The following is a 13,721-nucleotide window of genomic DNA, read 5'->3' as shown; positions in this document are numbered from 1 at the left end:
GCATCCCGCCGCGCCGTCAGGCGGAAATCGATCAGCTGGCCGAACGGGTCCACGGCCCTCCAAAGGCAACGCCAGCGCCCGCCCGCGCGAACGCAGGTCTCATCGACACGCCATTGCAGCCCGCGCCGGGCGCGGTGCCGGGCTTGGGCCCGCTTCCGGATTCCGGGACCAAACTTTCGCACCCGGCGGTGAACGGCCGAGGCATCAACAGCCGCGCCCCGCTCAGCACGCATACCTCGCACGTCCCGGCACGAAAGCGGCCAGCGGCAGGACCAGCGCACCGCCAGCAGGATGATCTCGCGCGGGAACCGGTGCCGCTTGAACGGATTGCGCCGGGACATCGCTCACTCCTCAGCTTGGGGCAGCGATGTCTCTGACCTCACGACGGTTAATGCAACGGACCCCTCTTTACCGGGTGCTGTACTGGATGTTCGCCGCGAAGCTGCCGGCCGGTATGGCCCCGCCTCGCCGCTCACCACGTGTCTACCTTCGGACATCAATCCATGCGAATGACCGTGCCCTGCTCGAAAGAGCGCGTCGCGGCATCTGCCAACAGCTGAGCGCGCAAACCATCTTCCATTCCAGGTGATACGGGCTTCTGATTGACGACACAGTCGACGAAATGCGCCATCTCGGCGCGATAGGCCGCCTCATAGCGCTCCAGAAAGAAGTGCTGCGCGGGCGCCTTTCTGAATCCGGCTGAAGTCGCAACCTCCACGGTGTTTTCCAGCACGTTCCCGGCGCGCAGCATTCCCTTTTCGCCGTGCACCTCGATCCGCTGGTCATAGCCGTAGCTGGCGCGGCGGGAGTTGGTGATCTGGCAGATCCGGCCGCTGGCCGTGGACAGCGTCACTGCCGCCGTATCCACGTCGCCGGCCTGGCCGATTCCGGGGTCGACCAGCGATGCGCCCGCCGCATAGACCGTCACCGGTTCCTCCCCCAGCAGGAAACGGGCCATGTCGAGGTCGTGGATCATCATGTCCCGGAACAGTCCGCCGGAACTCCGGATATAGCTGACCGGCGGCGGCGAGGGATCGCGGGACTGGATTGTCACGATCTCGACGCTGCCGATTTCCCCGTCCGCGATCCGGGACTGAACGTTGGCGAAACTGGGATCGAAGCGGCGGTTGAAGGCGGTCATGAAGAGCACGCCCGCGGCCTCGACCGCCCGGCCGCAGTCGCGGATGCGGGCGGCGGACATGTCGACCGGCTTCTCGCAGAAGATCGCCTTGCCAGCGGCGGCGGCGGCATGGATCAGGTCATAGTGGGTGTCGGTGGGGGTGCCGATGACAACGGCATCGACGTCAGCACTGTCGATAAGCGCGAGCGGCTCCATGACGGCGGCTCCGGTCTGGCCGGCCAGCGCCCTTGCCGGGGCCTCGAAGGCGTCGGCGACGGCGCTCACCCTTGCGCCCTCGGTGACGGCGATGGAACGGGCGTGGACCTGGCCGATGCGGCCGCAGCCCAGAAGTCCGATGTTGAGCATGTCAGGCTCCCTTGAAGGTTTGCAGCACGAGTCGGGTGGCGGCGACGAGCGGGTCGTGGGTTTCCTTGAGGATCTGCACGCGGTCGAAGCGGTCCGGGTCGCGGGCGACGGCCTCGCGCAGGGCGTGACCAAAGGCCATGCGCAGCTCGGTGCCGATGTTGAACTTGCAGATGGAAGAGCCCCGCGCCAGCTTGCGGCGCTGCGCCACCGGCACGCCGGAGCCGCCGTGGATCACCAGCGGCACTTCGGTCACCGCTTCGATGGCGCGGATGCGGGCCTCGTCGAGGCCGCCCTCCTTGTCCTGTTGCAAATGGACGTTGCCGACCGAAATGGCCATGGCGTCCACGCCGGTCTCCCGGGCGAATTGCGCGGCCTCTTCGGGGTCGGTCCCGGCAGAACCTTCGCCGCCGGAATAGCCGACGAAACCGATCTCGCCCTCGCAGGAGACGCCCGCGGCACGGGCCATTCCGGCAATCGCCGCGGTTTCATCGATGTTCTGCGCCAAGGGCTTGCGCGAACCGTCGTACATCACCGAGGTGAAGCCGCTGTCGATGGCGATGCGGCAGTCCTCGGCGGTGTAGCCGTGGTCGAGATGGGCGACGACGGGGACGGAGGCGTTTTCGGCCAGATGCCGGAACATGGCGCCCAGCACCGGCAGCGGCGTGTGTTCGCGGCAGGAGGGGCCGGCTTGCAGGATCACCGGGCAACCTTCGGCCTCGGCGGCGGCCACATAGGCCCGCATGTCCTCCCAGCCGAGGGTGACGAGGCCCGCGACGGCGTGGCCGTCGCGCAGAGCGGGCTGCAGGACGTCTGACAGCGTGACGAGGCTCATTTGAACTTTGCCACCATGTCCATGATGCCGGGGATGGTGTGCAGCTGTTCCGCGTGGGTGGGCTGGAAGTACTGCTTCAGGCTGCGCTGGCTGAGGCCGCCGAGGATGGTGAAGTAATACATCTCGTAGCCCGGCAGCACGGCGCAGGGGTGGTAGCCCTTGTCGATCAGGATCGTGGAGCCGTCCATGATGTGATAGGCGTCGCCCGGCTTGCCTTCTTCGCGCTGGAGCATCTGAAGGCCGGAGCCGTAGTCGGGCCGGAAGCGGAAGTTGTAGGTCTCGTCGTGGCGGGTCTCGATCAGCTCGCCATTGCCGTCGTGACGGTCGGTGTCATGCTTGTGTGACGGGAAACCCGACCAGCCGCCCTGTCCCACCGTGTAGAGCTCGGAGACCAGCAGCCGGCCGACCTTGCCGTGATGGTTCGCGCCGAGGATGTGCTTGATCTTGCGGTGGGTCTTGGTGTCGTCCGAGCCATACTGCACCACGTCGAGATCGGCGGCGCGGACGGCGAAGGGTGCGAGCTTCTTGTCGTATTTTGCGCCGGCGATGAATGTCTCTGTCGCGCCGGTGGTGCAGGTGATGCGCACCGACGCGCCCACCGGGGCGTAGACGCCTTCGGGCTCGCCGTCCCAGACGTTTTCGGTGCGCTGGCCGATGCCGTCGTAAGCGGTGCCGTCAACCTCGACGTTGACGGTGCCGGTGGCAGGGACGACGCAGGTCTCGTAGCCGTCGACGGAGTATTCGAAGCTCTCGCCCTGCTTGAGTTTCACGATGTTGAAGTAGTTGAGCGGCACGCGGTCGTGGTCCGCGTCGACGATGGGTTTGTTGGCGTTGTCATGGGGCGCGATGTGCATCGGCCTCTCCTTTCAGGTGTCGGTTGGGCCGGGGTGCGCGGCCAGGAAGTCTTCAAGTTGGGCGGTGGCCGGCATGGCCGGTGCGCATCCGGGCTGGCTGACCACGATGGAGGCGCAGGCAGAGCCGCGCAGGACCGCCTCCTGCAGCGGGCGGCCTTCGGCAATCGCGGCCAGCAGGCCTGCCATGAAGCTGTCGCCCGCGCCGTTGGGTTTGACGGCGGTGACGGGGTAGATGCCGGTGCGGATTTCCTCGCCGTTGGCGAAGGTGATCGCGCCCTCCTGTCCCATCTTGTAGATCACCAGCTTGCCCCTGGCGGCCAGTTCACGGGCCTTGTCAAGGCCCTTGCCGAAGCTGCCCGCCATGAAGCCGAATTCCTCGTCATTGCCGACGATCATGTCGCTTTCCTCGCCTGCGCGGGTGAGCACCTCGGAGGCAACCTCGGGAGACGGCCAGCTGTAGGCGCGGTAATCGATGTCGAAGATCACCGGCAGCCCGGCCTTGCGGGCGTTCGCGAAGGCGCGGAAGGTCGAGGAGCGCGACGGCTCGGCCGCGAAGACCGTGCCGGCCGTGATGAGTGCGCCGAAGCTGGCGTAATCCACCCGGTCGACGTCTTCTTCCGTCACCTGAAAGTCGACCGCGTTGTTGCGGTAGATGCAGAGCTGGAAGTCGTCCATGGTGCTTTCATAGACCGCGAGCGAGACGCGGTATTCACCGCCGATGACCTTCACGTATTGCGTGCCGACGCCGTAGTGGCGCAGACGGTTGGTGCAGAAACGGCCGACGGTGTCGTCGCTGACCGAGGTGACCAGCGCCGTCTTCATGCCCAGTTTGCAGAGCCCCGCGCAGATGTTGGCGGAAGAGCCGCCGAGACCGGCGCGGAAGGTTTCTGCGTGCTCGGCCTTGGTGCCCTGAGGGTCGGCGTACATGTCCATGCCCGCCCGCCCGAAGACGGCGAAACGCCCCTGTTTGATGCCGTGTATCAACCGCTCCATCACACGCCCCGCCGCTGCTTGGCCCGGCCGGCTTCCCAGTCCTCATGCGCCTTGCGCACACGGTCGCTGCCGGTGATGTGCGGCGTGCCGACCTCCCACCAGGCGTGGCCTTCGGTGGTCCAGCCTTCGTAGGCATCGACGTCCATGACGATCACATAGCTCCTGTCGGATGCCTTGGCGCGCTTGAAGGCTTCGCCCAGCTCCGCCGGGTTGGCGGCTTTTTCGGCCCTGGCGCCCATCGAGGCCGCATGGGCCACGAAATCCACGCCGAAGGGTTCCGGGATGGTCGGGCAGTCCTCAAGCAGATTGTTGAAGCTCTCGTTGCCGGTGTTGTTCTGCAGCTTGTTGATGACCGCGAAGCCGCCGTTGTCGAGCAGCAGCACGATCAGCTTTTTCCGGCTCAGGACGCTGGAGTAGATGTCCGAGTTCAGCATCATGTAGGAACCGTCGCCGCAGAAGGTGATGGTGTCCTGCTCCGGCTCCTGTTCGGCCTGCGCGATGCGCGCGCCCCAGGCGCCGGCGATCTCGTAGCCCATGCAGGAGAAACCGAATTCCACGTCGACGGTGCCGGTATCCAGGGTCCGCCAGTTGGCCGTGACCTCGGCCGGCAGGCCCCCTGCGGCGGCAACAATGCGGTCGCGCTTGTCGCAGAGCCCGTTCACCACGCCGATCGCCTGGGCATAGGAATTGGGCCGGTTGCCCGGCTTCACGTTCTCGGCGACGTAGGCATCCCACCTGCTGCGCTCTTCCTTGGCGAAGTTCACCCAGGTTTCGGGCGCGGTGTAGCCGAGCGCGTCACTCAAAGCCGTCAGGGACAATTTCGCATCGCCCACGACCGGCAGCGACATGTGCTTGCCCGCATCGTGACGGGCCGCGTTGACCGCGACGATCCGGGCGTCCTTGGCAAAGGCCGTCCAGGATCCGGTGGTGAAATCTTGCAACCGGGTGCCAACCGCGAGGATCACGTCGGCCTTAGCGGCCACCGCGTTGGCACTGTCGGATCCGGTGACACCAACCGGCCCGATATTGAGCCCGTGCGCCGCCACCATATTGGCCCGGCCCGCGATGGTCTCGACCACGGGGATCTGATGCCTCTCGGCAAAGGCCGTCAGCTCGTCCACCGCACGCGAATACTGCACGCCGCCGCCCGCGATGATCATCGGGCGTTCGGCGCCCCGCAACGCGTCCGCCGCATCGGCAATCTCTGCCGCATCCGGCGGCTGGCGGCGAATCCGGTGCACCTTCTTCTCGAAGAACTTCTCGGGATAATCATAGGTCCACCCCTGCACATCCTGCGGCAGACCGATGAATGCCGGACCGCAGTCCGCCGGATCGAGCATCGTGGCCAGCGCGGCGGGCAGCGACTGGATCACCTGTGCCGGGTGGCAGATCCGGTCCCAATAGCGGCTGACCGGCTTGAAAGCATCGTTCACGCCGAGGGTGGGGTCGTAATAGTTCTCCATCTGCTGCAGCACCGGATCCGGCAGCCGCGTGATGAAGCTATCGCCGCAGAGCATCAGCATCGGCAGCCGGTTGGCATGAGCCAGCCCGGCGGCGGTCAGCAGGTTGGCGGTGCCGGGACCGGCAGAAGCGGTGCAGAACATGAAGCGCTGGCGCAGCCATTGCTTGGCGTAACCGGCAGCGGCGAATCCCATGCTGGTCTCGTTCTGGCCGCGATAGAGCGGCAATTCCTCGCGGACGCGGTTCAGCGCCTCGCCGAGGCAGGTCACGTTGCCGTGGCCGAAGATGCCGAAGCCGCCGCCGCAGACGCGCAGCTCCTGCCCGCCGATGCCGATATACTGGCTGGACAGCCAGCGAATGATCGCCTGGGCTGCGGTGAGCCGGATGGTGCCCTCTGTCGTAGTCATATGCGCGAACCCTCCCTGGGAAATCCTGTCGGCCGGCCGATTGCGGCTTGCGGGATGTCTAGACTCACGATACAACTTTTGCAACCGGTTGCAAACCATATTCGCAAAAAAGGGAGGGACGTGATGGCTGAGATCGGAATCGGCATTCTGGGCGGCGGCTACATGGGCAAGGCGCACGCGGTTGCGATGTCCTCGGTGGGGGCGATTTTCGGCACCGCCCTGAGGCCCCGGCTCGAGGTTGTCTGCGCCTCCAGCGCGGAGAGCGCCGAGCGTTACCGCGCGGCCTATGGATTCGCCCGTGCCACCGCCGACTGGCGCACGCTCGTGGAGGCGCCCGAGGTTGAGGCCATCGTCATCGCCACCCCGCAGGAGACCCACCGCGAAATCGCCGAGGCGGCCTTCAGGCTCGGGAAACCGGTGTTCTGCGAAAAGCCGTTGGGCGCTTCGCTCGACGACAGCGCCGCGATGGTAGCCGCGGCCGAGGCCGCGGGCGCGGTCAATATGGTGGGCTTCAACTATATCCGCACCCCCGCCAGCCAGTTCGCGCGCAAGTTGATCGCAGACGGGGAAATCGGCGGCATCACCTGGTTCCGCGGCGAACATACCGAGGATTTCCTTGCCGACCCCGCGGCCCCGGCGTCGTGGCGCACCAGCGGCATGGCAAATGGCACGATGGGCGATCTGGCGCCGCATATGATCAACGGAGCGCTGGCCCTGATGGGGCCGATTGCACGGGTCATGGGAAGCTATGAAACCGTTCACAAATCCCGGCCCGGCGGCGAGGTCACCAACGACGACCACGCCCAGATGATGTGCCGGTTCGAGAACGGTGCCATGGGACAGATGTATTTCAGCCGTGTGGCGACCGGGCGCAAGATGGGCTATGCCTATGAAATCACGGGCACTAAGGGCGCGATCCGCTTCGACCAGGAGGACCAGAACGCGCTCTGGCTCTACCGCAGGGAGGGGCCGGAGGCGACGCGCGGCTTCACGAAAATCCTCACCGGCCCGGCGCATCCCGACTACGCACCCTTCTGCCAGGGGCCGGGCCACGGCACCGGCTACCAGGACCAGATCATCATCGAGGCCAAGGACTTCCTGACGGCTATCGAGACCGGCAAGGCGCTTTGGCCCACATTCCGCGACGGGCACGAGGTCAACCGGGTGATCGCCGCCACGCTGGCCTCGGCCGACAGCGGATCCTGGAAAGACATCACAGACTTCTGACGACGGGAGACATCGAGAAATGACAATCAGAATCGGCAATGCGCCATGCTCTTGGGGCGTGGAATTTGCGAACGACCCGCGCAACCCGACCTGGCAGCACGTGCTGAAGGAATGCGCCGAGGCGGGTTACAAGGGCATCGAACTTGGCCCCGTGGGCTTCATGCCCGAAGACCCGGCCATGCTCCGCGACGGGCTGGAGGCAAACGGGCTGGAGCTGATCGGCGGCGTGGTCTTCCGGGCCTATCACGATCCGGGCGCCTGGGACGACGTGCTCGACGCCACCCACCGCACGGCGAAGGCGCTGAAGGCGCATGGCGCGCAGCACATGGTGCTGATCGATTCAATCTCGCCGCGCCGCGCGCCCACCGCAGGCCGCGCCGGTGAGGCCGAGCAGATGGACAAGTCCGAGTGGGCCGCCTACCGCGACCGTATCGCCGAGAGCGCCCGCATCGGCGCCGGGGAATACGGGCTGACCGTGGGCATCCACGCCCACGCGGCGGGCTTCATGGATTTCGAGCCGGAGCTGGAGCGGCTGCTGGAGGAGGTCGACGAGAAGATCCTGAAGATCTGTTTCGACACCGGCCACCATTCCTATGCGGGCTTTGATCCGGTGGCCTTCATGAAGAAGCACATCGGCCGCATTTCCTATATGCACTTCAAGGATATCGACCCGGAAGTGAAGGCCCGCGTGATCGAGAGCCGCACTGGCTTCTACGACGCCTGCGGCCAGGGCATCTTCTGCAATCTGGGCGAAGGCGACGTGGACTTCCCTGCCGTGCGGCAGGTGCTGCTCGACAACGGGTTCGAAGGCTGGTGCACCGTCGAGCAGGATTGCGACCCGACGCTCGCCCCGGACACGCTGGGCGATGCGCGCAAGAACCGCGAATACCTCGAATCCATCGGCTTCAAATAGGGAGGCAAGGACATGGCAAAACTGAACTGGGGCATGATCGGCGGCGGCGAAGGCAGCCAGATCGGACCCGCGCACCGTCTGGGCGCGCAGGCCGACGGACGCTTTAATTTTGCCGCGGGCGCATTGGATCACCGCCCCGAAGAGGGCCGCGCCTTTGCGCAGCGTCTGGGCATCGCCGCCGACCGCGCCTATGGCGACTGGAAAGAGATGCTGGAGGGCGAAAAGAACCGCGGCGACCGGATCGACCTCGTGACTGTTGCCACGCCCAACGCCACCCATTTCGAGATCGCCAAGGCGTTCCTCGAAGAAGGCTTCAACGTGCTCTGCGAAAAGCCGATGACGATGACGGTGGAGGAAGGCGAGGAAATCGTCCGCGTGGCCGGAAAATCGGGCAAGGTCTGCGCGGTGAACTACTGCTATTCGGCCTACCCGATGGTGCGGCAGGCGCGTGCGATGGTGCGCAACGGCGAGATCGGCAAGGTCCGTCTGGTGGTCACCAACTTCAGCCACGGCCACCACGGCGATGCCACGGATGCAGACAATCCGCGCGTCCGCTGGCGCTATGATCCGAAGATGGCCGGCGTCTCGGGGCAGTTCGCCGATTGCGGCATCCACGCGCTGCACATGGCGAGTTTCGTCTGCGGCGACGAGGTCGAGAAGCTCTCGGCCGACTTCGCATCAGCCATCGCCAGCCGCGAGCTGGAAGACGACGCGATGGTCAATTTCCGCATGTCCGGCGGCACGGTCGGCCGGCTCTGGACCTCGTCGGTGGCGATCGGGCGGCAGCACGGTTTCGACATCCAGATCTTCGGCGAAACCGGCGGGCTGCGCTGGGCCTCGGAACAGCCGAACCAGCTGATCTACACGCCCGTCGGCGGACGCACCCAGATCATCGAGAAAGGGGAAGGCGGGCTGCACGAAGATGCCCGGCGCCTCAGCCGGGTGTCGATTGCGCATCCCGAGGGCTTCCCGCTGGCGGTGGCAAACATCTACTGCGACCTGGCCGACGCGATTGCGGGCGAAACCCGCGACGGCCTGCCTGGCGCCGAAGCCGGCGTGCGTTCGATGGCGGCGGTGCACGCGGCCGTGGCTTCGGCCAGGGACAACGGCGCCTGGATCGACGCCCGTCCGCCGATGTTCCGCTAAATTTGCGGAGCGGGGCGCAACGTGCCCCGCTCGACCACCGAGCAGGAGAATATCCGCGCTTCGGGATAGCGGTCACGATCCTCCAGCGTGGCCACCATCAGCTCGATGGAGGAGGTCACGATCTGAGGGATCGGCTGGTGGATCGTGGTCAGGTCGATATTCGCCCACCGCGCCATCTCCATGTCGTTCAACCCGATGATCCCCACATCGCCCGGGCAGTCCAGCCCGCAGTCCCGGACCGCCGACAGAGCCCCGATGGACAGCACGTCGTCGCCGCCGAAATAGGCCTGCGCCGGTGTCTCCTGCAGCAGGCGCAGCATTTCGTCCCGTCCGGCGTCGAAGGAATAGGCCCTGGCGAAGGAATAGCTCACCTTGACCTTCGGATGCGCCGACATTTCCGTCATGAAGCCGGCATAGCGGTCCTGGGTCGAGGTCGCCGATTCCGGCCCGCCCATGAAGCCCACGTGGGTATAGCCGCGCTCCACCAGCGTGCGCGCCGCCAGCCGCCCGGCCGCGCGGTTGTCAATACCCACCACGTGGACGTCCGGGGCCGAGGAATAGCGGCCGAAGGAATGCACCACCGGAACGCCCGCGTCGCGGAACGCCTTGGCAAAGCCGGGCGGCAGGGTCGAGGAGGCGACGATGGCGCCGTCGACGGAATATTGCCGCAGCATCCGCACCGAGTTTTGCGGGTCTGTCTCGTCGGAGAGGTTGACCAGCAAAGGCCTCAGCCCCCGGTCCTGCAACCCGCGGGTAAAGAGGTCGAAGACCTCAAGGAAGATCGGGTTGTGGAAGTTGTTCGAGATCAGCCCGATCAGCTTGGTCCGCCCCGTGGTGAGCGACGAGGCGAGCGCATTCGGGCTGTAGCCCAGCTCACGCGCGGCCTTCTCCACCTTGCGCCGCATGGTGTCGGATACCGAGGCGCCATCGGTGAAAGTGCGTGACACGGCCGAGCGCGAAACGCCCGCCCTTTCCGCAACCTCTTTCAATGTCACCGCCATGCTACCGGTTCCCTACTACGCTGTATTTCCGCCGATTTTACCGCGATTTTCCAGCTGGAACACCCCGAATCTCGAATCCTTGATGCAACCGGTTGCAATGAAGCCGCTTTGGCGTTACGTTACGGTGCGAGGGGATGGGTCCGACCCGCCCCGAACTTCGAGATTCCAGGGAGGATAACATGAGTTCGATTATCAGGAAGCTCGCGCTGGCCACGGCCGCCGCCGCAGCTCCGCTGATCGCGGCCACGGGCGCGTCTGCCGAAGGCGAGAAGTACATTCTCGTCAGCCATGCGCCGGACAGCGACAGCTGGTGGAACACCATCAAGAACGGCATCGCTCTTGCCGGCGAGCAGATGGGCGTCGAGGTCGAATACCGCAACCCGCCAACCGGCGACCTTGCCGACATGGCCCGGATCATCGATCAGGCCGCAGCCTCGGGCCCGCATGGCATCATCACCACGCTGGCCGACCCTGACATCCTCGAAGGACCCATCCGCAACGCGATCGACAGCGGCATCGACGTCATCATCATGAACACCGGCAGCCCCGAAAAGGCGCGCGAGATCGGGGCCCTGATGTATGTCGGCCAGCCCGAATACGACGCCGGGCTCGCCGCCGGTCAGCGTGCCAAGAAGGACGGCATCGAGTCTTTCCTCTGCGTGAACCACTACATCGTGCAGCCGTCGTCGTCGGAACGCTGCCAGGGCTTCGCGGACGGTCTCGGCATCGAGCTTGGCAACCAGATGATCGACGCGGGGCAGGACCCGGGCGAGATCAAGAACCGGGTCATGGCCTACCTGTCGTCCAATCCCGATACTGACGCCGTGCTGACCCTCGGCCCGACCTCGGCCGATCCGACCCTGCTGGCGCTGGAAGAGAACGGCATGGCCGGTGACATCTACTTCGGCACCTTTGATCTGGGCGGCGAAATCGTCGAAGGTATCAAGAACGGCGTCATCGAGTGGGGCATCGACCAGCAACCCTTCCTGCAGGCCTACCTGCCGGTCGTGGTGCTGACCAACTACCACCGCTACGGCGTCCTGCCGGGCAACAACATCAACTCCGGCCCCGGCTTCGTCACTGCCGACGGCCTCGAAATGGTCGAGAAATTCGCGGGCGAATACCGTTGATTCTCACGCTGGAAGGATGCCGCCATCGCGGCGTCCTTCCCCGCTTCGCTTCCGTGAAATCCTAGTCATTGGGGAGATGTCGCATGGTAAACGCGGCCCAACCCACGGCAAAATCCGACGAACGCATCAAAGAGATTTCTGCGTTTCGTAAGGCGTTGATCCGTCCCGAGCTGGGTGGCATCGTCGGAACAATTGCCGTGTTCACCTTCTTTCTTCTGTTCGCTTTCGACAGCGGCATGTTCAACAGCCAGGGCGTGATGAACTGGTCTGTCGTCTCGGCTCAATTCATGATCATTGCCGTGGGCGCCTGCCTGCTGATGATCGCGGGCGAATTCGATCTTTCGGTCGGCTCCATGATCGGCTTCGCGGGCATGATGATCGCAATCTTCTCGGTCACTTACGCCTGGCCCGTCTGGATGGCGATCATCGTGACCTTCACGCTCTGCATTGCGATCGGCGCGCTGAATGGCTGGATCGTCGTCCGCACCGGCCTGCCCAGCTTCATCGTGACGCTCGCCTTCCTCTTCATCCTGCGCGGCTTCACCATCTACCTGCCCCAGGTCATCGAGCGCAAAACCATCATCGGCGGCATCCGCGACGTGGCAGAAGGCGACTGGCTCGCGCAGATCTTTGGCGGCAAGATCCTGCAGGGTCTGTTCACCTGGCTGGGCGACGCCGGGATCATCTCCACCTTCGAACGCGGCACCAAGGCCGGGCAGCCGGTCGTCGACGGCATCCCGATGCTGATCGTCTGGGCCGTCGCGCTGATCCTCTTCGGCCACGTGCTTTTGACCAAGACCAAGTTCGGCAACTGGATCTTCGCGGCAGGCGGCGATGCCGAGGCGGCGCGCAACTCGGGTGTTCCGGTCAGCCGGGTCAAGATCCTGATGTTCATGTTCACCGCCTTCTGCGCCACCGTCTTCGCGGTCTGCCAGGTGATGGAGTTCGGCTCGGCCGGGGCCGACCGCGGTCTGCTCAAGGAATTCGAGGCGATCATCGCGGTGGTCATCGGCGGCGCGCTGCTGACCGGCGGCTATGGCTCGGTTCTCGGCGCGGCGCTTGGCGCGCTGATCTTCGGCGTGGTGCAGCAGGGCCTGTTCTTTGCCGGTGTGGAAAGCTCGCTCTTCCGGGTGTTCCTTGGCGTGATCCTGCTGGGTGCCGTCATCCTGAACACCTACATCCGGCGCATCATCACGGGGGAACGCTGATATGGTCGACGACGGTACATTCCATCACGGCGATCCCAAGAGCGATGTCGCCCCCATCATCGAGATGAAGAACATCGAAAAGCACTTCGGCCGCGTGATTGCCCTGGCCGGCGTCAGCTTCGACGTGAAACCCGGCGAGTGCCACTGCCTTCTGGGCGACAACGGCGCGGGCAAGTCGACCTTCATCAAAACCATGTCCGGCGTTCATCAGCCCACGGCCGGCGAGATCTTCTTCGAAGGCAAGCCCATGCACTTCGACGATCCGCGCGATGCCATCGAGGCCGGGATCGCGACGGTGCACCAGCATCTGGCCATGATCCCGCTGATGAGCGTCAGCCGGAACTTCTTCATGGGCAATGAACCGGAGCGCAAGATCGCCGGGATAAGATTCTTCGACAAGAAGCACGCCGACGCCGTGACCATGGAAGAGATGCGCAAGATGGGCATCAACCTGCGCGGGCCGGATCAGGCCGTGGGCACGCTGTCGGGCGGTGAACGCCAGACGGTGGCCATCGCGCGGGCGGTGCATTTCGGCGCCAAGATCCTGATCCTGGACGAGCCGACCTCGGCGCTTGGCGTGCGTCAGACGTCGAACGTGCTGGCCACGATCGACAGGGTCCGCAAACAGGGCATCGGCGTGGTATTCATCAGCCACAACGTGCGCCATGCGCTGGCCGTGGGCGACCGTTTCACCGTGCTCAACCGGGGCAAGACACTGGGGACGGCGAAGCGGGGCGAGATCTCGCCCGAGGAGCTTCAGGACCTGATGGCGGGCGGCCAGGAGCTGGCGCAGCTTGAAGGGTCGCTTGGCGGAACGGTCTGACCCGATGGACAATGGCAAGATCCCGGCGACCCATATGGCGGCGGGGTCTTGTCTGAGACAGGTCCGTTGCATTAACGGCAGAGGGCTGTGGTTGTCGCCGGCAGTGCTCGCCTTCATGCAGCCTCCGGGAACAGTTTGGCGATGAAGGCGATCTCGTTGAGCACTCCGGTCTCACAATTCTCGAATTGGCCTTTTCGAATGGTGCGGAAGGTTTCGATACCGGCGCGCGCGGCCCTGGCT

At 65.1% G+C, this 13,721-nt stretch carries 13 protein-coding genes; 6 read left to right on the top strand and 7 right to left on the bottom strand.

Annotated elements, in window-relative coordinates; genetic code table 11:
• The 6 genes from ACOHX0_RS20990 to iolD all read right to left on the bottom strand — a co-directional run.
• Positions 1-341: DDE-type integrase/transposase/recombinase (locus ACOHX0_RS20990; RefSeq protein ID WP_420679195.1), on the bottom strand; the 341-nt coding region annotated here is incomplete at its 3' end.
• Positions 342-496: 155 nt separating this feature from the next.
• A complete protein-coding gene (iolG, locus tag ACOHX0_RS20985; RefSeq protein WP_420679194.1) occupies positions 497-1,486 on the bottom strand; it encodes an inositol 2-dehydrogenase in 990 nt (329 codons plus the stop codon).
• 1 nt (position 1,487) lies between these two features.
• A complete protein-coding gene (locus ACOHX0_RS20980; protein WP_420679193.1) occupies positions 1,488-2,318 on the bottom strand; it encodes a class II fructose-bisphosphate aldolase in 831 nt (276 codons plus the stop codon).
• Entirely contained in the window at positions 2,315-3,172 is an 858-nt protein-coding gene (locus tag ACOHX0_RS20975) for a 5-deoxy-glucuronate isomerase (protein WP_420679192.1), read from the bottom strand. Before ACOHX0_RS20975 ends, ACOHX0_RS20980 begins: the two co-directional genes overlap by 4 nt.
• A gap of 12 nt (positions 3,173-3,184) precedes the next feature.
• Positions 3,185-4,165, bottom strand: coding sequence for a 5-dehydro-2-deoxygluconokinase (iolC, locus tag ACOHX0_RS20970; protein WP_420679191.1), 981 nt, complete (start codon positions 4,163-4,165; stop codon positions 3,185-3,187).
• The gene (gene iolD, locus ACOHX0_RS20965) at positions 4,165-6,033 is read right to left on the bottom strand and encodes a 3D-(3,5/4)-trihydroxycyclohexane-1,2-dione acylhydrolase (decyclizing) (protein WP_420679190.1); all 1,869 of its coding nucleotides are present in this window, start codon (positions 6,031-6,033) and stop codon (positions 4,165-4,167) included. The genes iolC and iolD overlap by 1 nt, the downstream gene beginning before the upstream one ends.
• A gap of 123 nt (positions 6,034-6,156) precedes the next feature.
• Between iolD and ACOHX0_RS20960 the strand changes: the two genes are divergently transcribed.
• The 3 genes from ACOHX0_RS20960 to ACOHX0_RS20950 are packed head-to-tail and all read left to right on the top strand — an operon-like array spanning position 6,157 to position 9,319.
• Positions 6,157-7,260 carry a Gfo/Idh/MocA family protein gene (locus tag ACOHX0_RS20960; protein ID WP_420679188.1) on the top strand — a complete coding sequence of 368 codons (1,104 nt, stop codon included), beginning with the start codon at positions 6,157-6,159 and terminating at the stop codon, positions 7,258-7,260.
• A gap of 19 nt (positions 7,261-7,279) precedes the next feature.
• Positions 7,280-8,173, top strand: a complete 894-nt coding sequence (locus ACOHX0_RS20955; protein WP_420679187.1) for a TIM barrel protein — start codon at positions 7,280-7,282, stop codon at positions 8,171-8,173.
• Positions 8,174-8,185: 12 nt separating this feature from the next.
• On the top strand, positions 8,186-9,319 hold the full coding sequence (locus ACOHX0_RS20950) for a Gfo/Idh/MocA family protein (protein ID WP_420679185.1): 1,134 nt from the start codon (positions 8,186-8,188) through the stop codon (positions 9,317-9,319).
• Here the strand turns inward: ACOHX0_RS20950 and ACOHX0_RS20945 are convergent.
• Positions 9,316-10,320 (bottom strand): LacI family DNA-binding transcriptional regulator, encoded by a 1,005-nt coding sequence (locus ACOHX0_RS20945; protein ID WP_420679184.1) that lies wholly within the window; start codon positions 10,318-10,320, stop codon positions 9,316-9,318. The genes ACOHX0_RS20950 and ACOHX0_RS20945 overlap by 4 nt on opposite strands.
• A 179-nt stretch (positions 10,321-10,499) precedes the next feature.
• Between ACOHX0_RS20945 and ACOHX0_RS20940 the strand changes: the two genes are divergently transcribed.
• The 3 genes from ACOHX0_RS20940 to ACOHX0_RS20930 all read left to right on the top strand — a co-directional run bounded on the left by ACOHX0_RS20940 (position 10,500) and on the right by ACOHX0_RS20930 (position 13,481).
• Positions 10,500-11,450: a sugar ABC transporter substrate-binding protein gene (locus ACOHX0_RS20940; RefSeq protein ID WP_420679183.1), complete on the top strand. Its 951-nt coding sequence runs from the start codon at positions 10,500-10,502 to the stop codon at positions 11,448-11,450.
• 83 nt (positions 11,451-11,533) lie between these two features.
• Complete coding sequence (locus ACOHX0_RS20935) at positions 11,534-12,658, top strand: ABC transporter permease (RefSeq protein ID WP_420679181.1); 1,125 nt, start codon at positions 11,534-11,536, stop codon at positions 12,656-12,658.
• A gap of 1 nt (position 12,659) precedes the next feature.
• Entirely contained in the window at positions 12,660-13,481 is an 822-nt protein-coding gene (locus ACOHX0_RS20930; protein ID WP_420679180.1) for an ATP-binding cassette domain-containing protein, read from the top strand.
• The last annotated feature ends 240 nt before the right edge of the window (positions 13,482-13,721 follow it).

Origin of the sequence: Cribrihabitans pelagius, assembly GCF_048820915.1 — a bacterium.
Classification (GTDB): domain Bacteria; phylum Pseudomonadota; class Alphaproteobacteria; order Rhodobacterales; family Rhodobacteraceae; genus Cribrihabitans_A; species Cribrihabitans_A pelagius.
This window is presented reverse-complemented; position numbering and strand designations above follow the sequence as displayed.

What these genes read in the sequence shown, in the direction of transcription:
- iolG (WP_420679194.1), bottom strand. Translation starts at nt 1,486, where the DNA reads ATGCTCAACATCGGACTTCTGGGCTGCGGCCGCATCGGCCAGGTCCAC.
- ACOHX0_RS20980 (WP_420679193.1), bottom strand. Translation starts at nt 2,318, where the DNA reads ATGAGCCTCGTCACGCTGTCAGACGTCCTGCAGCCCGCTCTGCGCGAC.
- ACOHX0_RS20975 (WP_420679192.1), bottom strand. Translation starts at nt 3,172, where the DNA reads ATGCACATCGCGCCCCATGACAACGCCAACAAACCCATCGTCGACGCG.
- iolC (WP_420679191.1), bottom strand. Translation starts at nt 4,165, where the DNA reads ATGGAGCGGTTGATACACGGCATCAAACAGGGGCGTTTCGCCGTCTTC.
- iolD (WP_420679190.1), bottom strand. Translation starts at nt 6,033, where the DNA reads ATGACTACGACAGAGGGCACCATCCGGCTCACCGCAGCCCAGGCGATC.
- ACOHX0_RS20960 (WP_420679188.1), top strand. Translation starts at nt 6,157, where the DNA reads ATGGCTGAGATCGGAATCGGCATTCTGGGCGGCGGCTACATGGGCAAG.
- ACOHX0_RS20955 (WP_420679187.1), top strand. Translation starts at nt 7,280, where the DNA reads ATGACAATCAGAATCGGCAATGCGCCATGCTCTTGGGGCGTGGAATTT.
- ACOHX0_RS20950 (WP_420679185.1), top strand. Translation starts at nt 8,186, where the DNA reads ATGGCAAAACTGAACTGGGGCATGATCGGCGGCGGCGAAGGCAGCCAG.
- ACOHX0_RS20945 (WP_420679184.1), bottom strand. Translation starts at nt 10,320, where the DNA reads ATGGCGGTGACATTGAAAGAGGTTGCGGAAAGGGCGGGCGTTTCGCGC.
- ACOHX0_RS20940 (WP_420679183.1), top strand. Translation starts at nt 10,500, where the DNA reads ATGAGTTCGATTATCAGGAAGCTCGCGCTGGCCACGGCCGCCGCCGCA.
- ACOHX0_RS20935 (WP_420679181.1), top strand. Translation starts at nt 11,534, where the DNA reads ATGGTAAACGCGGCCCAACCCACGGCAAAATCCGACGAACGCATCAAA.
- ACOHX0_RS20930 (WP_420679180.1), top strand. Translation starts at nt 12,660, where the DNA reads ATGGTCGACGACGGTACATTCCATCACGGCGATCCCAAGAGCGATGTC.